The sequence below is a fragment of the Rahnella sp. BCC 1045 genome (assembly GCF_019049615.1).
Taxonomy (GTDB): Bacteria; Pseudomonadota; Gammaproteobacteria; order Enterobacterales; family Enterobacteriaceae; genus Rahnella; species Rahnella contaminans.
This window is the reverse complement of the sequence record NZ_JAFMOZ010000145.1, coordinates 118,319-138,541: the sequence shown is the minus strand read 5'-3', so window position 1 is coordinate 138,541 and position 20,223 is coordinate 118,319. Positions and strand designations below refer to the sequence as shown.

At 54.0% G+C, this 20,223-nt stretch carries 17 protein-coding genes; 3 read left to right on the top strand and 14 right to left on the bottom strand.

The features are described 5' to 3' along the window. Window positions 1-125: 125 nt before the first annotated feature. Window positions 126-1,466 (bottom strand): metalloprotease PmbA, encoded by a 1,341-nt coding sequence (gene pmbA / locus J1782_RS25870; RefSeq protein WP_015690526.1) that lies wholly within the window; start codon window positions 1,464-1,466, stop codon window positions 126-128. A 216-nt stretch (window positions 1,467-1,682) separates the two neighbouring features. Between pmbA and yjgA the strand changes: the two genes are divergently transcribed. Next, the gene (yjgA, locus tag J1782_RS25865) at window positions 1,683-2,234 is read left to right on the top strand and encodes a ribosome biogenesis factor YjgA (RefSeq protein ID WP_101074947.1); all 552 of its coding nucleotides are present in this window, start codon (window positions 1,683-1,685) and stop codon (window positions 2,232-2,234) included. Window positions 2,235-2,281: 47 nt separating this feature from the next. Here yjgA and J1782_RS25860 read toward each other — a convergent pair whose 3' ends face one another. The 3 genes from J1782_RS25860 to J1782_RS25850 all read right to left on the bottom strand — a co-directional run bounded on the left by J1782_RS25860 (window position 2,282) and on the right by J1782_RS25850 (window position 4,580). Continuing rightward, complete coding sequence (locus J1782_RS25860) at window positions 2,282-2,575, bottom strand: barstar family protein (protein WP_165061611.1); 294 nt, start codon at window positions 2,573-2,575, stop codon at window positions 2,282-2,284. A 5-nt stretch (window positions 2,576-2,580) separates the two neighbouring features. Next, complete coding sequence (locus J1782_RS25855; RefSeq protein WP_217154243.1) at window positions 2,581-3,042, bottom strand: ribonuclease domain-containing protein; 462 nt, start codon at window positions 3,040-3,042, stop codon at window positions 2,581-2,583. Window positions 3,043-3,119: 77 nt separating this feature from the next. Beyond that, on the bottom strand, window positions 3,120-4,580 hold the full coding sequence (locus J1782_RS25850; protein ID WP_217154242.1) for an NAD-dependent succinate-semialdehyde dehydrogenase: 1,461 nt from the start codon (window positions 4,578-4,580) through the stop codon (window positions 3,120-3,122). 186 nt (window positions 4,581-4,766) lie between these two features. On the opposite strand from J1782_RS25850, the gene J1782_RS25845 reads away from it, so the two are divergent. Continuing rightward, window positions 4,767-5,348, top strand: a complete 582-nt coding sequence (locus J1782_RS25845) for a maltose acetyltransferase domain-containing protein (protein ID WP_208951006.1) — start codon at window positions 4,767-4,769, stop codon at window positions 5,346-5,348. A gap of 67 nt (window positions 5,349-5,415) precedes the next feature. Here the strand turns inward: J1782_RS25845 and aaeB are convergent, their stop codons facing one another. Genes aaeB through aaeX form a run of 3 tightly spaced genes read right to left on the bottom strand, consistent with a single transcriptional unit; the run spans window position 5,416 to window position 8,531 of the window. After that, window positions 5,416-7,374 carry a p-hydroxybenzoic acid efflux pump subunit AaeB gene (gene aaeB, locus J1782_RS25840; RefSeq protein ID WP_165061334.1) on the bottom strand — a complete coding sequence of 653 codons (1,959 nt, stop codon included), beginning with the start codon at window positions 7,372-7,374 and terminating at the stop codon, window positions 5,416-5,418. Window positions 7,375-7,384: 10 nt separating this feature from the next. Continuing rightward, window positions 7,385-8,320 (bottom strand): p-hydroxybenzoic acid efflux pump subunit AaeA, encoded by a 936-nt coding sequence (gene aaeA, locus J1782_RS25835; protein ID WP_152327354.1) that lies wholly within the window; start codon window positions 8,318-8,320, stop codon window positions 7,385-7,387. 7 nt (window positions 8,321-8,327) lie between these two features. Further along, window positions 8,328-8,531: a p-hydroxybenzoic acid efflux pump operon protein AaeX gene (gene aaeX / locus J1782_RS25830; protein WP_152327355.1), complete on the bottom strand. Its 204-nt coding sequence runs from the start codon at window positions 8,529-8,531 to the stop codon at window positions 8,328-8,330. 286 nt (window positions 8,532-8,817) lie between these two features. Here aaeX and aaeR point away from each other — a divergent pair, with 286 nt between their 5' ends. Then, a complete protein-coding gene (gene aaeR / locus J1782_RS25825; RefSeq protein WP_217154241.1) occupies window positions 8,818-9,756 on the top strand; it encodes an HTH-type transcriptional activator AaeR in 939 nt (312 codons plus the stop codon). Window positions 9,757-9,810: 54 nt separating this feature from the next. Here aaeR and tldD read toward each other — a convergent pair whose 3' ends face one another. The 7 genes from tldD to mreB all read right to left on the bottom strand — a co-directional run bounded on the left by tldD (window position 9,811) and on the right by mreB (window position 20,174). Further along, on the bottom strand, window positions 9,811-11,256 hold the full coding sequence (gene tldD, locus J1782_RS25820; RefSeq protein ID WP_165061332.1) for a metalloprotease TldD: 1,446 nt from the start codon (window positions 11,254-11,256) through the stop codon (window positions 9,811-9,813). A 139-nt stretch (window positions 11,257-11,395) separates the two neighbouring features. After that, complete coding sequence (yhdP, locus tag J1782_RS25815; RefSeq protein ID WP_217154240.1) at window positions 11,396-15,223, bottom strand: AsmA2 domain-containing protein YhdP; 3,828 nt, start codon at window positions 15,221-15,223, stop codon at window positions 11,396-11,398. 98 nt (window positions 15,224-15,321) lie between these two features. Further along, window positions 15,322-16,791: a ribonuclease G gene (gene rng, locus J1782_RS25810; protein WP_013577287.1), complete on the bottom strand. Its 1,470-nt coding sequence runs from the start codon at window positions 16,789-16,791 to the stop codon at window positions 15,322-15,324. Then, window positions 16,781-17,374 (bottom strand): nucleoside triphosphate pyrophosphatase, encoded by a 594-nt coding sequence (locus J1782_RS25805; protein ID WP_152327361.1) that lies wholly within the window; start codon window positions 17,372-17,374, stop codon window positions 16,781-16,783. The genes rng and J1782_RS25805 overlap by 11 nt, the downstream gene beginning before the upstream one ends. Before the next feature lie 7 nt (window positions 17,375-17,381). Further along, on the bottom strand, window positions 17,382-17,870 hold the full coding sequence (gene mreD / locus J1782_RS25800) for a rod shape-determining protein MreD (RefSeq protein ID WP_120508332.1): 489 nt from the start codon (window positions 17,868-17,870) through the stop codon (window positions 17,382-17,384). Next, window positions 17,867-18,874 (bottom strand): rod shape-determining protein MreC, encoded by a 1,008-nt coding sequence (gene mreC, locus J1782_RS25795; protein WP_217154239.1) that lies wholly within the window; start codon window positions 18,872-18,874, stop codon window positions 17,867-17,869. The genes mreD and mreC overlap by 4 nt, the downstream gene beginning before the upstream one ends. Before the next feature lie 256 nt (window positions 18,875-19,130). Beyond that, complete coding sequence (gene mreB, locus J1782_RS25790; RefSeq protein WP_013577291.1) at window positions 19,131-20,174, bottom strand: rod shape-determining protein MreB; 1,044 nt, start codon at window positions 20,172-20,174, stop codon at window positions 19,131-19,133. Window positions 20,175-20,223: the final 49 nt, after the last annotated feature.

Sequence of the window (20,223 nt, the reverse complement as noted above, 5' to 3'; positions counted from 1 at the left end):
AACGACATTGCTTGTAAGGCTTTATAAAAATAGGCTGAGAGAGAGGAAAACGGGATGAATTTTTTGTAAAGAAAGGTAGTAAAGGAGGAAGCAGCGATCGGGCGATCGCTGCTTTTAAGTCAGGATTATTCGCCGGCGATTTTCATCGCAGGCAACAGCACAGAGCCGCACTGAATATTGCTGCGGGTTTCAATATCGCTGCCGATGGCGACCATATTGCGCCACATATCTTTCAGGTTACCGGCGATGGTGATTTCGCTCACCGGATACTGGATCTCGCCATTCTCGACCCAGAAACCTGCCGCACCGCGGGAATAGTCACCGGTCACGCCGCTGACGCCCTGGCCCATCAGTTCGGTAACAACCAGACCTTTGTCGAGTTTACGCAGCATACCCGCGAAATCATCGCCCTGACCCGCGATGCGCCAGTTGTGAATACCGCCCGCATGGCCGGTGGTTTGCAGACCGAGTTTACGCGCGGAATAACAGGTCATCAGCCAGTTTTGCAGCACGCCGTCTTTAACGATATCACGGCGTTCGGTGCGCACACCTTCGCTGTCGAACGGCGTCGAAGCCAGACCTTGCAGCAGATGCGGATGTTCTTCAATGGTCAGCCATTCCGGCAAAATTTGCTTGCCGAGGCTGTCGAGCAGGAATGACGATTTGCGGTATATGCTGCCGCCGCTGATCGCCCCGACCAGATGACCGAACAAACCGGTCGCCACTTCGGAAGCGAACAGAACCGGTGCCTGCATGGTCGGTAATTTACGCGGAGCCAGACGCGATAACGTGCGGCGTGCGCACTCTGCGCCGACCCATTCAGGGTCTTTCAGGTCGCTCATTTTACGGGCGATGGAATAGGCGTAATCGCGTTCCATGTCGCCTTCGTGTTCAGCAATAACCGAAGCAGAAATGGAGTGACGCGTCGAACAATAGCTCTGCAACATACCGTGGCTGTTGCCGAAAACCCGGATGCCGTAGTGGCTGTTGAAACTGCCGCCTTCAGTGTTAGTGATTCGTTTATCCGCCTGCAATGCGGCTTGTTCAGCACGGGCGGCCAGTTCGATACTGCGATCTGGATCCAATTCTTCCGGATGGAATAAATCCAGATCCGGCGCATCGAAGGCCAGCATTTCTTTATCCGCCACGCCCGCGAACGGATCCGGTGACGTATAACGGGCAATATCCAGCGCAGCCTGCACGGTGCGGGAAATCGCGTCAGGGCTTAAATCGGTGGAAGAAGCACTGCCCTTGCGGTTCTGGTAATACACCGTGATGCCTAACGCACCATCGCTGTTGAATTCTACGTTCTCAACTTCGCCAAAACGCGTGCTGACGCCGATACCGGTGGTTTTGCTGACCGCCACTTCTGCGGCATCTGAGCCTGCTTTCGCCAGCTCCAGTGCCTGTGAGACGGCCTGTTCCAGGGTTTTACGCTGCTGCGCAACTTGATTGACTACGTTCATCGGCATGCCATCGCTTATGAGATAAAAGGGATTGTTCTACACTGAATTATGAAGACGATTACCTTTGAGTCTAACAGAGACTCGCCATAATTTCGCTTTCAGTCCGAGAGTGTTAAACCGAAGTTGCAACAGAATATAGAGGACTGTGGCATAATGCGGCCGAAGCAATAAAGCACAATCAAACTGACAGGATTACCTCGTTAAGAGGAAGCGCCCATGACAAAGAAAATTGACGACTGGCACGACGACGTTCCGGATAACAACGCGAACGAAGAAGATGATGAGATCATCTGGGTCAGTAAAAGTGAAATCAAACGTGACGCCGAGGCGCTGAAAGATCTCGGTGCAGAAATGGTTGATCTGGGTAATAACTCGCTCGACAAATTGCCGCTGGATGAAGATCTCCGCGCCGCCATCAATCTTGCGCAAAAGATCAAGAAAGAAGGCCGTCGCCGCCAGATGCAGTTGATCGGTAAAATGCTGCGTTCCCGTGACGTTGAGCCGATCCAGACCGCGCTGGATAAACTGAAAAACCGCCACAACCAGCAGGTTTCGCTGTTCCATAAACTGGAAATGCTGCGTGACCGTCTGGTCGAAGAAGGCGACGATGTCATTCCTTCCGTTTTAGTTCTCTATCCGGAAGCTGACCGTCAGCAACTTCGCGCGCTGATCCGCAACGCGCAAAAAGAGAAAGCGACGAACAAGCCGCCAAAATCTTACCGCCAGATTTTCCAGTATCTGCGCGAACTGGCTGAAGGCCAGGACTAAAATAAAAACCCGCCTTTTGAGTCACCGAAATGGCGGGTTTTTTCTTTTTAGCCTTTCGCTTTCGCGGCAGGTTTCTCCAGCAGGTTCAGCCGCAACTCGCCTTCCAGCTCTTCTTCCGCCTCTTCAAACAGCAGAATCAGCGCACCAAATCGCCGTTTGCGGCTGGCGTTCAGATTTAAGAAATCAATTTCAACCGGCAGCGCTATTCCGCCGGTCACCTCATCCCAAAGTGCGTCCAGATTCGCGCCGAATTCGTCGGTCAGTTCAAACTGACGGGCAAACTCGCCGTAGAATGCGGGTAAATCCGGGATGTGATTAAAATCGAAGCTCACTTTTTTCATCGACATTACTCCACCCGAACAAAATTCTGATAATGGTTACGGCTGACATAAATCAGTCCGTCGCTGGTAAACAGCACGCGGTCAGCACCGCGGCGTCCGCAGCGATAGTTGATATCTGCCTCACGCCATACGCGTTTGTTAGCCGCCGGTAAACGCCCTTCCCGGTTTGAGAACCGGTCGCCGCCGATGGCTTTTCCTGGCAATACATCGCACAGGTTGCCGGAACGCGCATCCCAGCCCGCTTCGCGTGCCTTTTTCTTGGTGATGTAGTTATCAGGCAATCTGTGATTCTGGCGCAAATAATTCACCACGGATTGTTCATCAGTACCCGCAACGATTGTGCCCTGATTGTATGTCGATTTTGCGACAACGTGTCCGGCAACACCGGCCAGCCCGAGAATGACGGCGATGGCCATGATCAGATTGCGAGAAAAAGTGCGCGAACGCAGCCCGTTGAATGCCTTCATTGACGTCCCTTTTATAATGCGAAAAACCGTCGGTTGCTGAATATTGTTTCTCAAAACAGAGTTTCGGGAAAGCGGACTTATAGATTTCCCAAATGTAATGTTTTCACCTGCAAATACTCTTCCAGCCCCAGCACGGAGCCCTCGCGCCCCAGACCGGACTCTTTTACCCCGCCAAACGGCGCGGCCTCATTAGAAATAGCACATTCGTTAATGCCGATCATGCCGCTTTCAATTGCATCGGCGACGCGGAAAATACGTTGCAGATTCTGACTGTAGAAATACGCGGCCAGTCCGAACGGCGTATCATTGGCGCGCTTAATCACTTCCTCTTCCGTTTTGAAACGGAAACAGGCTGCCAGCGGACCAAAGGTTTCTTCGCGCGCGACTTTCATGTCGTCGGTTGCATTGATAATCACCGTCGGCTGGAAGAAGTTACCGCCCAGCTTATGTCGCTGCCCGCCTTCCATCAGTTTCGCGCCCTTCTCCAGCGCGTCTTTAACATGTTCCTCCACTTTCTCCAGCCCTTTGATGTCAATCAGCGGGCCGACTATCACGCCTTCATCCATGCCGTTACCGACTTTCAGCTTGCGCACTTCTTCGACCAGGCGCGAGGTGAACGCTTCGTAAACGCCGTCCTGAACGTAGATGCGGTTGATGCACACGCAGACCTGTCCGGTGTTACGGAATTTGCAGGTGATGGCCCCTTTCACGGCGGCCTCAATATCAGCGTCGTCGAACACGATATACGGCGCGTTACCCCCCAGCTCCATTGACACTTTTTTCATGGTGTCGGCGCTGTTGCGAACCAGCGTTTTCCCGACTTCAGTAGAACCGGTAAAGGACACTTTTCTTACTTTATCGCTGGCCATAATCACGCCGCTGATAGCCTGCGTATCGCCCGCCACGCCGTTGATGACGCCATCCGGCACGCCCGCGTCTTTCGCCAGCTGCAACAACGCAAAAGCGGAAAGCGGCGTATTATTTGCCGGTTTGATAAGGCCGGTACAGCCTGCGGCCAGCGCCGGACCGAGTTTGCGGGTCAGCATTGCCAGCGGGAAGTTCCACGGCGTGATGGCCGCGACAACGCCGACCGGTTCGCGCGTAGCGAGGATCCGGGAACCGGATTTGGCCGGCGGAATGATTTCACCGTTGGCGCGTTTGGCTTCTTCGCTAAACCATTGCAGATAGCTGGCGGCGTAATCGACTTCGCCCAGCGCCTCTTTCAGCGGTTTGCCTTGTTCAGCCACCATCAGCTCGCCGAGAAACTGTTTGTTTTCCAGCATCAGTTCATACCAGCGGTGCAAAATCTCCGAACGGGCTTTTGCAGTCGTTTTCCGCCATGCGGGGAAAGCATCGCTGGCGGCTTTGACGGCGGCTTCGGCCTCGGCTTTACCGGCCTTGGCCACTTTAGCCACCACATCGCCGCTCGCCGGATTCAGGACATCGAAGGTGTTTTTGGCTTCATGCCATTCGCCGCCGACAAAATAGCCGGTCTTGAATAAAGGATGCGCGGACAGTTTTTGAGAATGGGCAGACATTAGGGATCCTCCTGATTTGTGCTGTTTAACGCACGGGATTGCGTTAAGTATAGCGGCTGAGAAGAAAGCGTCTGTCAGACAGCACTGAGAGACACAGCTCGCAAAGTTGAATGTCATACGTTCACAGCCCGTGTGGCACTCCGTAAACTGTCTGCAATCTGACTCATTTTAAAAAAGGACGAAAGTATGTCGACACGCGAAAAAATGAACATTGGCGAGCTTTATACCGACATGGGCGAAGGACTGCCTGAAGAGCGCCGCGCCGGAAAAGAGCGGGTGTACGATTACAATCTGACCCGCCCGTCTGAAGAAGACAAACGCCAGCGGTTGCTGAAAGACATGATGGGCAGCATCGGCGAAAACGGCTGGATCGAGCCGCCGCTGCGCGTCGCGTACGGCACGCATATTCATATCGGCAAGAACTTCTACGCCAACTTCAATCTCACGGTGGTGGATGACGCCACGGTGACGATTGGCGATAACGTGATGTTCGCGCCAAACGTGACGCTGGCGACAGCCGGTCACCCGATCGACCCTGAAATCCGCGCAACCGGACAGCAATTCTCCCTGCCGATTGTCATTGAAGATAACGTCTGGCTGGGCACGGGTGTAATGGTGAATCCGGGCGTGACTATTGGCCGTAACAGCGTGATTGGCGCGGGCAGCGTGGTGACAAAGTCCATTCCCGCCGGTGTGGTGGCAGCTGGCGTTCCCTGTCGGGTAATACGTCAGATTACCGCCGCCGACCGCGAAGCGTTCATGAAATAATGCGCGGAGCACGACAATAAAAAAGGCCGGTGTAGTTAAACACCGGCCTTATGTTTTTTGCAGACAATTACGCCACAAATGAATGCTGATAACGATGTAGCATTTCGGTCAGGCGCCGCACTGGCTCGGTCACTTTCAGTGGTGCATCGTAATCGACCAGCTTCTGCTGATACTCAGCCAGCTCCTTGAGCAGACGCTGGTAGTAGTAAGTCCGCTTGCCTTCGCCCGACGCAGAAACCACGTGATCTGCCGTGTTGCGGATTTTCTTATGGAACGCTGACAGCTCATCATTCACCGGCACTTCGGCGAGTTTCATGCGCTGGTGAGCGATAATCAGCATCAGCGCCAGGCGGTATTTACCGATGTCATTTGGGAACATGACCAGCAGCTGATTGAGCTGATGATAAAGCGCCGGAAGGTGGTTTTCACGACGACGGTACGCCTTGGTGGTCAGCGCCGATACTGCACTGCTCATAAAGCGGTTCAGCAATGTGCGCCCCGTTTTATCGCGGGACTTATCGCGAATAATCAGCAACACAGCCATCGCAATGACTGTCCCGATTGCCTGCCCCAGCGCGTTATCGAGAAACGACGTTACGTTAAATTTCATCGGGTTACTGAGCACCAGAATATTGATGGTGCCCGCCAGCAGACCGAGCATTCCGAGACGGCGTTTGGTGACTTCGATCCCGATAAAGAAGGTGAAAATCCCCAGCATCAGACACAGCAGGAACAGACTTTGCTGCGTCGAAGGCATGATCAGCATAAACATCATCGAGCCAACCGGGATCGCCAGTAACATACCGACGATAAAATCCATCGCCATGCCTTTCGGGTTCGGCGTGCGCATCGCCAGCGAGGTCACCACGGCGATAATAATCACGCAGCCACTGGCCGACGTCCAGCCGGTCCACAACCACATCAGGCAGCCAATCGCCGTCGCAGTAAAGGTACGCAGGCCGTTGATCAGCGCATGATGCCGTTCTGCAGACACCGGACGCACTACCACTTCGCCTTCCAGCACACCGCTTTCAATGCTGCTGATGCTGCTGTTGGTCTGAACACCTTTCATCAGCAACAGCGCACGGGTCCCTGCCCCGGCCCAGGCGCTGAGCGTCACCAGTACGTTATCGCTGTGCATGCCGGTAATAATCTGGCGCAGCTGTTTCAGGCGACGGTGAACATCCGCAACGGTTTCTGCCGGTTCAGCAAATAACGCTTTCAGCTCGGGAGAAAGCCTTTCCGGCGTGTCCTGCATAATCAGGTAGGTTTCACAGGCCTGGGTAATCATGCTCAGCGAGGTGCTGTGCAGCGCCTTCAGACGCTGATTGCAACGCTGCCAGCGCGATGATTCCATCATCAGGCTGCCGCGCATACCGTTTAGCGCTGTGGTGCTTTTGACCAGATTATTCCAGGATTTGTCGATATCTTCTTTAGAGCCGACATTCACGCAAATCCGCATCAGCGCAAACTGATCCAACATCAGCTGACTGACGGCGCGGTCGATATCTTTTTTGATGGAACGCGGAGAAAACAGCAGGTCAGCCACGATGGCGCAGCAAATACCGATCACGATTTCGCTGCAACGCTCAACGGCAAACTGCGGTGTCTGTAACGGTGCGCTGGCGGAAGTCACCACGATAATCAGCGCGGTATAACCCGCCAGCCCCAGCGCATAGGAGTTTTCAATGCGCACCAGTGAAGACCACCAGGTGCAGATGCCCGCCCATATACAGCATAAAAGCAGCATCACGACCGGCGCGCGGGCGGTGGCGATAACAATCACCAGCGCCGCGATACAGCCGATAAACGTCCCGATAACGCGCAGGAAACCACGGTGACGAATAGCACCGGCAAAAGGTTCGCCGCCCGCCACCAGCGCAGGGCCGGAGGTCACAATGGCGGCGGTCATGGCCGACCAGCGCGGGGTCTCGAGTTGCAGATAAAATCCGAGAACCAGCGCGCCGAGGATCGCGAACGTCAGCTTGCAGGCAAAACGTATGCGCGGGATAAGTACGCTATTCATCTTTCCGGCCTTATCCAAACTCTCTCAGGCGATGCAGGAGACGAAGGAACGGAGAACCTTCATCTCGTTTACGATCATGACTGCCGGTGATTACGACGGTGGCCGTCGTCCCCGCCGGGTACGGATGCTGCTGGTCTTTATCGTCGAGCACGATTTTCACCGGCACGCGCTGCGCAAGGCGCACCCATTCCAGGTTGCTGTCGATAGTCGCCAGACCATTGGTCGCCGCCGAAGATGAGCTGTTGGTGACCGCAGCAGCGACGCTGTCTACCGTGCCGTGCATAATGCGGTTACTGCCCAGCGGAGTAATTTCCGCACGGTCACCTTTTTTCAGGCCCGGCAATTTAGTTTCTTCCAGATACGCCAGAATGTAGAAAGAGTTTTTCTTCACCAGCGCCACGGCGGTCGACCCCCGGTTAATGTAGTTGCCGGGATGAACCGTGAGGTTGGTGACCCAGCCATCAGCCGGTGCGACAACCACGGTACGCTCTAAATCCAGTACCGCCAGATCGCGCGCGGCCTGCGCTTTCGCCAGCTGATGCTGCGCGGTTTGCAGTACGTTGTTCGCCTGATCAATTTCTTCCTGCGACATTGCCTGAACGCCCAGTTTCACACGGCGTCCGGCTTCGCGTTTTTTCTCGGCGGCCAGCGCCTGATAATAAGCGACGTCAGCACTCGCTTCGTCCAGCGCCTGCTGATAACGCGGCTGGTCAATTTTGAACAGCACCTGACCTTTGGTCACCAGCTGATTATCAATCACCGGCACGTCAGTGATTAAACCGGTCACATCCGGCGCAATCGACACAACGTCAGCGGTAAATTTGGCATCACGGGTCCACGGAGATTCCGTATAGAACGCCCAGGCTCTGAAGATTGCGATGACAGCCAGAACGACAAGAATCAGCGTAATTGCATAACGTATTATTTTTATAGAGAAATTTTTCACAACGGCCTCAGACGAACAAGCGGGAAATCAGGTAAAAAAGACAGCAATATAATGCTGTGTTAAACAAAGCCGGATGCCAGACAAAGTCATAAATACCAGTCGGTTGTAATATCCGCCGGAGCAGGAAAAACACCACCAGCGCCAGCAGTATTTCAAAAAATACCGGTGGAAACGACAATCCGAAAATCACCATTACCGGAAGCAAACTCATCAAAAATTCCTTACATTATTACCAGCAGCAGTGACGGCGGGCAGATCTGCTCGTCCCGCGCACGCATTATTCATTATTTTAGGCAATGCCACGCGTCCCCGGAGATAAATAATTCACTGGGAAGTGCTCAATGAAACTGTGGGGTTGCCAGGGAAGTGTGCGAAGGTAAGCATTGATTCAGGAAATCAGAAACCTGAGTTTTATCGCCCGGACGAGTATATTAGCGTGCTTATTATCAAGTAATCAACGTTCTGTGATCTAAATCACTTTTAAGCCAGAGTTAACAATGGATCGATTAAAACGCATGTCGATATTCGCTCAGGTCGTGGAAAGCGGTTCTTTTACCGCCGCCGCACGACGCCTCGACATGAGCGTTTCCGCCATCAGCCAGACCATTTCAAAGCTGGAAAATGACTTACAAATCAAATTACTAAACCGCAGCACCCGCAGCATCGGCCTGACAGAAGCCGGGAAGCTTTACTATCAGGGATGCCGGAAAATGCTGCATGACGTGCGTGAAGTGCATGAACAGTTGTATGCCTTCAATAACACGCCGACCGGCACTTTGCGCATCGGCAGCTCATCGACAATGGCACAAAATGTTCTTGCTGCCATGACCGCCGAAATGCTCGGCGAATATCCCGGCCTGACGGTGAATCTGGTCACCGGCATTCCCGCGCCCGATTTAATCGCCGACGGGCTGGATGTCGTGATCCGCGTCGGTGCGTTGCAGGATTCCAGCCTGTTTTGCACCCGATTAGGGTCCATGCCGATGGTGGTGTGTGCGGCACGCAGCTATCTGGCGCAGCACGGTACGCCGGAAAAACCTGCCGATATGGTGAATTTCTCGTGGCTGGAATACAGCGTGCGTCCCGACAGTGAATTTGAGCTGATCGCACCGGAAGGCATTTCGACGCGCATCACGCCACAAGGGCGTTTCGTCACCAACGATTCGCAGACCATGATCCGCTGGCTGAAAGCGGGTGTTGGCATTGCGTATGTCCCGCTGATGTGGGTGATTGAGGAGATTAACGCCGGTGACGTGGAGATCCTTTTCAGAAGCTACCAGTCCGATCCGCGCCCGGTGTACGCGCTGTACACGGAAAAAGACAAACTCCCGCTGAAAGTGCAGGTCTGCATTGATTATCTGACGGATTATTTCAAACGGGTGAGTAAGGTGTATCAGGGTTACCGGCAGGGTAAGAAAGTGACGCAGTGGAATTAGGCAGGAAATAAATAGCCTCCCGCAAAGGGAGGCTAATCGCTGAAAAAACTGAGGTTACGCCGTACCGCCCACCGTCAGATTATCCAGCTTAAGGGTTGGCTGACCGACACCGACCGGAAGGCTTTGACCTTCTTTACCGCACACGCCCACGCCTTTATCGATGGCCAGATCGTTGCCCACCATGGAAATCTGCTGCATCGCTTCGATCCCGGAGCCAATCAGCGTGGCGCCTTTCACCGGTTTGGTGATGCGGCCTTTTTCAATCAGATAGGCTTCAGAGGTGGAGAACACGAATTTACCGGAGGTAATGTCGACCTGACCGCCGCCGAAATTCGGTGCATACAAGCCGTATTCCACGCTGCTGATAATATCTTCCGGCGTTGATTTCCCGGCCAGCATGTAGGTATTGGTCATACGCGGCATTGGCAGGTGCGCATAGGATTCGCGACGGCCATTACCGGTTGGCGCAACGCCCATCAGACGCGCGTTCAGTTTGTCCTGCATGTAGCCTTTCAGCACGCCGTTTTCGATAAGCACGTTGTATTGCCCCGGCACGCCTTCATCATCGATGGCCAGCGAGCCGCGCAGGCCTGGCATTGTGCCGTCATCAACAACCGTGCACAGCTCAGAAGCCACAAGTTTACCCATCTGGCCACTGAAGACTGACGTTCCGCGACGGTTGAAATCGCCCTCCAGACCATGCCCGACCGCTTCGTGCAACAGCACGCCCGGCCAGCCCGCGCCGAGTACCACAGGCATGCCGCCCGCAGGTGCCGCAACGGCGGTCAGGTTCAGCAACGCCATACGCACGGCGTCACGGGCGAAGGCTTCTGCGCGCACTTCACCATTGACGGTTTCGAGGAAATAATCATAACCGACGCGGCCACCGCCGCCGCTTGAGCCACGCTCGCGACGACCATCCTGCTCGACCAGCACGCTGACAGATAAACGCACCAGCGGACGGATATCCGCCGCCAGCGTGCCATCGGTTGCGGCGACCAGTACGGTTTCGTAGACGCCGGTAATGCTGGCGCTGACTTCCTGAACGCGTTTATCGGCAGCGCGGGCAATTTTATCGACACGGTGCAGAAGCTCAATTTTCGCTTCACGCGGCAGGCTTTGCAGCGGATCCAGTGGCGTATAAAGGGATTTGTAAGCAATTTCGCCCAGCGTATGCGCTTTGCCATTGCCCTGCTCGCGGACGATGCTTCGCGCCGCCGTCGCGCTTTGATTCAGCGCGTTCAGCGTGATCTGATCGGCATAAGCAAAACCGGTTTTTTCACCGCTGACCGCACGGACACCGACGCCCTGGTCGATATTGTAAGAACCGTCTTTGATGATACTGTCTTCAATAACCCAGGCTTCGTGGAAACTGGACTGGAAAAAGAGATCGGCATAATCAAGGCGACGTTCTGACAACTGGCCCAAAACGGAAAACAGATCCTGATGACTCAGATTATTGGCAGTTAGTAACTGCTCACTGACTAAGGCCAGACTCATAGATTCACTCTCTTTTAGACGAAAATCCGGCAGTGCTGGCTCTGCGGTAATCAGTCAGCCTGCCGGACAATCCATTGTTACAAAGTTATTAACAGCCTAACACAGCCCGAACGAGCTTTCCTGCGCCGTCTCGGAAACGTTACTGCGCGGTGGCCTCTTTTGGCGGGACAGCAGGTTTACGCAAAATTTCATTGATATGCGGTTCAGCAATCGTCCCGCTAATCTGGTAGCGGATCAGCGAGATTTTATTCCACAGCGGTGCCAGCACTTTACTGGCCGCAAAAACAGCCACGCCGACCACCGGGTTAATCACGAATGCCGTCGCCACGCCCACGGTGGCTGAAATTTCCGGCGCAATCACCGCTTCTAAATCGAGCTGCTGGTTTACGAAATTCACTTTACCGGTAATGGCGATATCCGCTGCCAGCCCGTCAACCAGCAGGTCATCGGTGTGCAGCGTGCCATCTTTAATCCACGCGGTGGATTTGATGGAATCAAAATAGAATCCCTGACCAAAGGTGTCGCTGAAATCCAGACGCAACTTACGCAGCAGCGCGTCGAAGCTCACCAGACGAAGCAACTGTCCGGCGCGACCGCCACCAATATCAGCAATTTCGCCTTTGCCCAGCTCGTTTTTCAGCGTGCCGTTCAGCGTGCTGATATCCGGCTTCCACGGCACCGATTTCCAGTGGAGATCGAAGTTCACATTAAACGGCGCATCTTTAAGTGGCGTAGTCACGCCAAAGAAGGACATCGCCTGTTCGATATTTTTGCCCGACAGTTTCCCTTTCAGGCCGGTATTTTCACCCTGTTCGTCCTGCTTCCAGTCGCCCTGCACATCCAGTTTTGCCACACCGGTATCAATCAGGCCGTTACGCAGCATCAGCAATTTGCCCTGCGGCGTCAGGTCAGCATTCACCTTGCGGAAGTTCTGCCCGAGGAACCAGCACGCTTCACACCGGAGCTGCAATGCAGGCCAGTTCGCGAAAGAAATCTTACTCGAGGCAAACGGGTTCCCGCCAGGCTGGCCGCTGCTGGCCACGTCGTCCACGGTCCACTGCGGGTTGAAATACAGATAATGCAGATTCACCAGCCACGGACCGTTGTCATTCATGTTCAGCGTGCCGTCGATTTCTTTACCTTTGGCAGTCACTTCCATGCCCTGATGGCTCTGAACCGACTGAATCTTCAGGTCATTCCAGACCTGCCCGCCCAGCGTCAGCGCCGGTGTGGTCAGGATAATCTGGTGCGGGAAGCTGAATCCGGACAGTTTAGTACTGGCGCTTTGCGTCGCTTTGTCCGGCGACAACAGGCCAAGCCAGTTTTCACCATCCAGCGGTGGCAGATGCAGCGTCAGGCTGCTGTCATCCGGCAATGGCGGCGTTTTTTTGGTGTTTTCCTGCCACGAAGCGCGGTCCAGTTTCAGCTGTTTGCCCAGCAACCAGCGGCTGTTGAAATGGTTTTTACCCGCCAGCACACCTTCCAGATTAAAGCTGTGCAAATCACCTTTGACGTTCACCACCAGCGGCATCGAATGACCCGGCTTTTTGTTCAGAGGATCAGGTAAGTGACTGCTTACATCTTTCAGGTCAGCATTCACGTCTACGGTATACGTCGGCGTACCTTTATGCGGAAGGGTGATATTGACGTTGCCTTTCCACGGCGTACCGCCGGAAATTTTGCTGGCCGCCGCGGCAGGCATGCCTGGAATTTTTGACAGCTGCCAGTTAGCATCCAGACCAACCTGCACTTTGAAATCGTCCGGCAGTTCCTGCGTGCTGAACATCACGTTGATCGGTTGCCCGAACCAGTTACCGGTTAACTGATTGCTTTGAAGATTGCCGTTGTCGTAGCTGAACTGGCCGCTGAGATGGCTGATTTTGCTGTCCAGCGGTTTGATAAACAGGCTGTTATCGTTAAGCGTTACGCCACCGGATGCGCGTACCAGTTCCCCGTCCAGCGGAATGTCCAGATGTAAGCGACCATTTACTTCGCCACCAATCTGGAGCTCCTGCAATGCAGAACCCAGCGTGTCGTGAAGTGGTGTATCCATGAAGTAATCGCCGATATCTTTACCCTGCCCGCGCAGGTCGGAATCGATGAACAGTTTTTCTTTCAGATAATCCGGAATATTGGCCACGACGTTGTTGCCATCGACATTGCCCAGTTTGGTGTGCGCGGCTTTCATAAACAGGCCGTCATTCAGGAAGTCGAGGTCGATATCCAGATCGGTCAGCGCAGGCCATTCCGGCTGGAACTGGAAGGTCGAATGGCGCAGCGGAACCCAAACCTGAAACTGCCCTTCGTTCTTTTTAAACGGGAAATGATGCGGATTGCCGTTAAAGGTCAGCGTCGCGTTATCCACCTGCCCGGCCTGAATCGCGCCACTCAGATAATCCACCAGATGTTTGCCCATCAGCGGTTCAGGGAAATAGCGCCAGGCCTGGCCCGCATCATACAGGCGGATACCGGCCAGAATGTTCAGCCACGGCTCACCTTCAGCGGGTTGCTTGTAGCTGAAATCACCTTTCGCCCACAGCGCGTTGGCTTTGACATCCACGTCTTTGCCCGACAGCGCCCAGCCGTCTTTGCCGCTGGTCCAGTTGAACGTACCGGTTGCCACACTCACGTCCAGCGGCGCGCGGAACATTTCACCATATGGCAGAAGGCTGTCCTGTAAATTAACGATCAGTTGCCCGCCCGACATGCTGCCTTTCACGCTGCCTTTAAAGTGGTTAATCCCGGGCAGAAGTTCCCAGCGCTGCCAGCTGACATCATTCCAGCTGGCATCAAAACGGGTCTGATCCGGCTGTTTAAGCGGGATATCCAGCGCGAGGCGATCGACATTCCCTGCCGGTTTCAGATCCTGCCAGCGCTCCAGCAGCGACGGTGTCAGGAAGGAAAAAGTCGGAATAATCGGCCCTAAACGTTCGAGTTGCAGATTTGTACCGCGGATACGTAATTCTTCGCCCTGCGTGGGCCCGAGGAAATCATTATTTTCAGGCAGGTACAGCGCTTCGAGACGCCCTTTCGGCCACTCTATGCCGTCAGTTTTCAGGTTCAGCTGTTGTGTACCAACCTGCCAGCCATCGCCCTGACGGCTGCCGTGCAGGGCCAGGTTATCAACGTCCAGACGGTGTTCATCCGCGCCCGTTTTCCAGGTCGCCGAGCCGTTTTTCAACAGCGCATCGCCCGCGTAAATATCGCCGTTACGCACCGTCAGCCAGGCCGCAAGGCTGAAATTGGCGTTTTCTAAACCGGTATTGCTGCGCAGCCAGCGGCTGAACCACGGCTTCATATCAATATCGTCGGCCTGCAAATAGATTTTGCCGTTATTGAGCAGACCGTCGGTATCGTTGAGATCCATACGCACCTGGACAATGCCGTGCTGCCCGTTGAAGCTGGATAAACTCAGCTGCCCTTCGGCCCGGTGACGGTTGTGCGTGTTCAGCCAGGTCAGTTGCGGAATATCGAATTCAGCGCGCGGGCCGGAAGGCGTCAGAAAAGAAATACGGCTGTTACGCAAATCGAAATGATCGACCTGCCTGAGGAAGATGTCGCTGATGCGATTTGGCTGAATGCCGTTCCCTTTATTGGTATCGCCGCCCAGCGTGCTGTTGAGATCCAGCTGTAAATTATAGAAAGTGAGATCGCGGAACTGCCAGCGGAAATGGAGAAGGGATTGCCAGACGTCGAGCGCCATCGTGATGCGCTGAACCTGCCAGTCCGAATCCGGCAGGGTCACATGCAGACCACGGATTTCCATGACAGGGCCAAAAGTTTGCCAGCTGGCGCTGATTTGCGACAACTCAATCGGCACGCCCGTAGCGGATTCTACTTTGCTGACCAGTTGTGCCTGAAAGCGGGTGAGCTGAGGCAATGCCAGACGCAAGCCACTGATCACCAAAGCCACTATCACGACAAGGGTTGCGCTGGTCGTTAATAAAATACCGGGCAGTCGCCTCAAACTTCTCTCCTTGTTTCCCATTCCATACGGGTTTTCACCCGTACAGACGGCAATGGAAACCTTTAACTTCTCGATGTTGCTGGCTTGCGGCCATCAAATCACATCATCACCACGTCAAACTGCTCCTGACTGTAGAGCGGTTCAATCTGCACTTTGACCTGTTTACCGACGAAGATTTCCACTTCGGCCAGCGCATGTGATTCTTCGCCTTTCAGCGCCTCCCCCACGGCCGCAGAAGCGTAAACCAGGAAACGGTCAGAATCGTAGGCGTGATGCACGCGCACGATTTCACGCAGAATTTCATAGCACACCGTTTCAACCGTTTTCACCGTGCCGCGCGCGTGACAGGTCGGGCAATCGCTGCACAATACGTGCTCCACGCTTTCACGGGTACGTTTGCGGGTCATTTCCACCAGACCGAGCGCGGAGAAACCGTGGATACCGGTTTTGACGCGGTCTTTGGATAATGCCTGCTCGAGGCTGTGCAACACGCGACGCCGGTGATCTTCATTCGACATATCAATGAAGTCGATGATGATAATGCCACCGAGATTACGTAACCGGAGCTGCCGGGCGATAGCCTGTGTTGCTTCGGTGTTGGTGTTGAAGATGGTGTCTTCCAGATTACGATGGCCGACAAACGCACCGGTGTTGATGTCCACGGTGGTCATGGCTTCGGTCTGATCGATGATCAGATAGCCACCCGATTTCAGCTCAACCTTGCGCTCGAGCGCACGCTGGATTTCATTTTCCACATCAAACAGATCGAAAATTGGCTGTTTGCCGCTGTAATGCTCCAGCTTGCTGGTCATTTCCGGCATGTATTCGCTGGTGAATTCCACAAGTAATTCATAGGTCAGACGGGAGTCAACGCGGATCCTGTCCAGCGCTTCGCCGGCAAAATCACGCAGCACGCGGTGCGCCAGCGCCAGTTCGCCATACAGCTTGCACTTGGTTTTGTTACGACGCTTGCGTTCCATGACTTTGGTCCACAGGCGTTTTAAATACGCAGCATCCTGCTTAAGCTCTTCTTCGCCCACGCCTTCGGCCGCGGTACGAATTATGTAGCCGCCATGTTCGTCACAATATTCTGAAACGATGCGTTTGAGGCGGTCACGTTCTGCTTCGCTTTCGATGCGCTGGGAGACACCAACGTGAGACGCTCCCGGCATAAACACCAGATAACGGGATGGCAAAGTAATGTCGGTCGTCAGGCGCGCGCCTTTGGTACCCAGCGGATCTTTCACCACCTGAACCATCAGATCCTGGCCCTGATGCACCAGCTCTGCGATATCGCGCACATGGAAATTTTTCTGCTCATCGCGCGCCACACATTCGGTGTGAGGCATGATGTCTGAAGCGTGCAAAAACGCTGCTTTTTCAAGGCCGATATCTACAAATGCTGCCTGCATCCCAGGCAATACACGGCTGATACGTCCTTTATAGATGTTGCCGGCAATCCCGCGTTTGGTCTCACGCTCAATATGGATTTCCTGCAGAATGCCACCGTCAATGTAGGCCACGCGGGTTTCAGACGGGGTGACATTGACCAGTAATTCAGCTGTCATGTTTACTCCTAAGCTCGCGTAAGGCAGAAAATTCATTTAGCAGTTCCTGAGTTTCCACCAGAGGAAGACCCACAACTGCATAGTAACTGCCGCGAATTTCACGGACGAAACAACCGCCCTTTCCCTGAATACCATAAGCGCCCGCTTTATCCATGGGCTCACCGCTCAGAATATAATGTGCAATGTCGTCGGAGGATAGTGAACGGAAGGTGACATCGGTCACAACCAGCGTACAGAGGCAATCCCGACGATCCGCAAAGGCGATGGCGGTCATCACCTGATGCTGTTTTCCGGACAATGCCTTAAGCATAACAGCGGCTTGCGCTTCGTCACGTGGCTTTTCCAACACTTTACCGTCAAGTACCACAATCGTATCTGCGCCCAGTACCGGCAAATCTTCTGATGCCACCGCCACACCGGCCTGCGCCTTGTCTTTCGCCAGGCGTAAAACATAGTCCTGCGGCGCTTCTCCGGGCTGACGTTCTTCTGCCACATCTGTCGACAGACGCTCGAAAGGCAGTTCCAGCAAAGTCAGTAATTCACGGCGACGCGGAGAGCCGGAGGCCAGATAAAGTGCAGTCATAACATCCTCATTGCACGGCAAACTGACGACGAATTTTTCGCATCAGCAGGAACAGCCATGGCCACAGAATACCGTCAACCACACTGCTCCAGAAAACTTCCGGCCGGAACGAAACGTTAACGACCAGGAATTCCCCCCAGAACACCATGACGTCCACTGCCAGTGAAAGCACCATGACAATCAGCGCCTGCTGCCAGAGTGCCAGATTACGGAATAACTGGAATTTAAAGGCGACCAGATAAGCGGTAATCGCAAATGCCAGCGCCCTGATCCCCAGCGTTGAACCGAGGATCAAGTCCATGATGAAGCCGACAACAAAACCGGTACCCACATTGACGCGGTGCGGCAAGGCCATCACCCAATAAATCAGGATCAGCATCAGCCATGAGGGCCTGAACATGTAAATCTGCTCAGGCCACGGCATCACTTGCAGCAACATGGCTATCAGGAAGGATAGCCAAATAATCCAACGTCCGTGGCTCCGGTAACTGTTCATTGTGTGGCTCCCTGTGCAGGCGGAGCGCTGACAGGTGCCGTCACCGTGCCTGTGGCAGGAGCGGGAACAGGTGCCGGAGGCCCCATATCACCCGGCGGCGGCAGAACCTGTGGCATCATTTGCATCAGACGCTCATTGGCAACACGATGCACTTCGTCCGGTGGCAACGGGTGTTCGCCATTCCGGTCAGAACCCCACAACAACAGAAGATAGCGCAGACGTTGCAGACCGGCTGTAGGACGAGCCTGAATGACGGTGTACGCGCGCTGGTTATCCACTTTGACAGAAGACACCACGCCCACCGGATACCCTTCAGGGAACCGGCCTCCCAACCCTGACGTCACCAGCACGTCACCCACACGAATGTCAGTGTTGCTTGGCAGATGCTCAAGCTGCAGGTCATCGGCACAGCCGCTACCGGCTGCAATCACGCGGATATCGTTACGTAACACCTGAATCGGCAACGCATGGGAAGCATCGCAAATCAGCAGAACGCGGCTGGTCAGTGCGGCAACGGCCACAACCTGGCCGACTACACCTTTATCGCTGATCACCGGCTGCCCGATGTAAACGCCGTTGTTGCTGCCTTTATCGATGACAACCTGATCGCTGTACGGATCATTACTGGTGGAAAGTACCTGCGTCACCATCTTGTGCTCGTCCTGACGCAGTGGTGAACCCAGCAATTCACGCAAACGGGCGTTTTCTTGTTTGTACTGACCAAGCAACATCAGATCGCTGTTTTTCAACAGCAATTCCTGACGCAGTGCGCGGTTTTCCAATTCAAGCTGGCCACGTGTCGCAAAAGTCGAGGAAACCTGATCTAAAAATTCACGCGGGGCGTTAGATAGGAAATAGAAGGGACTTACGGCAGTATCCATATAGGTGCGGATTTTAACAAACGTACCTATCTTACTGTCGGCAACAATCAGGACAATGGCCGTAAGAATAGCCAAAAAAAGTCGCAGTTGCAGGGAAGGCCCCCTGCTAAAAATTGGCTTCATAAAATATGCGAGTTCCTCGGCAACAGAAGGTTTCAGCCAGTCGAAGTCGGTGCTTCATCTGACAGAAAAGGCGGCAATCTCATGGGATAGCCAAAAACACCGCCTGAACAATTAAGCTCAGACAGTGTTTGCGCGGATCCACATTGAACACTGCACACTTCACGTTGCAGGTTTTACCTGACGGACAACCACCTTCCCGGGCAGACTATTTCTGCTTGCAACGGGTCTTGTCAAAAACAACAAGTCTTCGCTGAGATTACTCTTCGCTGAATAAGTCGCCGCCGTGCATGTCGATCATTTCCAGTGCTTTACCACCGCCGCGCGCTACGCAAGTCAGTGGATCTTCTGCGACAACCACCGGAATACCGGTTTCTTCCATCAGAAGGCGATCGAGGTTACGCAGTAATGCGCCACCGCCGGTCAGCACCATGCCGCGCTCAGAAATATCGGAAGCCAGTTCTGGCGGGCACTGTTCCAGTGCAACCATCACAGCGCTAACAATACCGGTCAGCGGCTCTTGCAACGCTTCCAGGATTTCATTGGAGTTCAGCGTGAAACCACGAGGAACACCTTCAGCCAGGTTACGGCCACGCACTTCAATTTCATGCACTTCATCGCCCGGATACGCAGAACCGATGCTGTGCTTGATGCGTTCTGCCGTGGCTTCGCCGATCAGTGAACCATAATTACGACGAACGTAATTGATGATGGCTTCATCGAAGCGGTCGCCGCCGATACGGACAGAAGAAGAGTACACGACGCCGTTCAGGGAAATCACGGCAACTTCCGTTGTACCACCACCGATATCCACAACCATGGAACCGGTAGCTTCTGAAACTGGCAGACCTGCACCGATTGCCGCAGCCATCGGTTCTTCAATCAGGAACACTTCACGCGCGCCTGCACCTTGTGCAGATTCACGGATAGCGCGGCGTTCAACCTGAGTTGCGCCGACAGGCACACACACCAGCACGCGAGGGCTTGGGCGCATGAAGCTGTTGCTATGAACTTGCTTGATGAAGTGTTGCAGCATTTTTTCAGTCACGAAGAAGTCAGCGATAACGCCATCTTTCATCGGACGGATAGCCGCGATATTGCCAGGAGTACGACCCAGCATCTGTTTTGCGTCGTGACCTACAGCAGCAACGCTTTTAGGTGAACCAGCACGATCCTGACGAATAGCCACAACAGATGGCTCATTCAGCACGATGCCTTGTCCTTTTACATAGATAAGGGTATTGGCGGTACCCAGGTCGATGGACAAGTCGTTGGAAAACATGCCACGAAATTTCTTAAACATAACGAAAGGATAATCCTGCAAGCTGGGGGCGGAAAATAAAATCCGCCTA

What these genes read in the sequence shown, in the direction of transcription:
- pmbA (WP_015690526.1), bottom strand. Translation starts at nt 1,466, where the DNA reads ATGAACGTAGTCAATCAAGTTGCGCAGCAGCGTAAAACCCTGGAACAG.
- yjgA (WP_101074947.1), top strand. Translation starts at nt 1,683, where the DNA reads ATGACAAAGAAAATTGACGACTGGCACGACGACGTTCCGGATAACAAC.
- J1782_RS25860 (WP_165061611.1), bottom strand. Translation starts at nt 2,575, where the DNA reads ATGAAAAAAGTGAGCTTCGATTTTAATCACATCCCGGATTTACCCGCA.
- J1782_RS25855 (WP_217154243.1), bottom strand. Translation starts at nt 3,042, where the DNA reads ATGAAGGCATTCAACGGGCTGCGTTCGCGCACTTTTTCTCGCAATCTG.
- J1782_RS25850 (WP_217154242.1), bottom strand. Translation starts at nt 4,580, where the DNA reads ATGTCTGCCCATTCTCAAAAACTGTCCGCGCATCCTTTATTCAAGACC.
- J1782_RS25845 (WP_208951006.1), top strand. Translation starts at nt 4,767, where the DNA reads ATGTCGACACGCGAAAAAATGAACATTGGCGAGCTTTATACCGACATG.
- aaeB (WP_165061334.1), bottom strand. Translation starts at nt 7,374, where the DNA reads ATGAATAGCGTACTTATCCCGCGCATACGTTTTGCCTGCAAGCTGACG.
- aaeX (WP_152327355.1), bottom strand. Translation starts at nt 8,531, where the DNA reads ATGAGTTTGCTTCCGGTAATGGTGATTTTCGGATTGTCGTTTCCACCG.
- aaeR (WP_217154241.1), top strand. Translation starts at nt 8,818, where the DNA reads ATGGATCGATTAAAACGCATGTCGATATTCGCTCAGGTCGTGGAAAGC.
- tldD (WP_165061332.1), bottom strand. Translation starts at nt 11,256, where the DNA reads ATGAGTCTGGCCTTAGTCAGTGAGCAGTTACTAACTGCCAATAATCTG.
- rng (WP_013577287.1), bottom strand. Translation starts at nt 16,791, where the DNA reads ATGACAGCTGAATTACTGGTCAATGTCACCCCGTCTGAAACCCGCGTG.
- J1782_RS25805 (WP_152327361.1), bottom strand. Translation starts at nt 17,374, where the DNA reads ATGACTGCACTTTATCTGGCCTCCGGCTCTCCGCGTCGCCGTGAATTA.
- mreD (WP_120508332.1), bottom strand. Translation starts at nt 17,870, where the DNA reads ATGAACAGTTACCGGAGCCACGGACGTTGGATTATTTGGCTATCCTTC.
- mreC (WP_217154239.1), bottom strand. Translation starts at nt 18,874, where the DNA reads ATGAAGCCAATTTTTAGCAGGGGGCCTTCCCTGCAACTGCGACTTTTT.
- mreB (WP_013577291.1), bottom strand. Translation starts at nt 20,174, where the DNA reads ATGTTTAAGAAATTTCGTGGCATGTTTTCCAACGACTTGTCCATCGAC.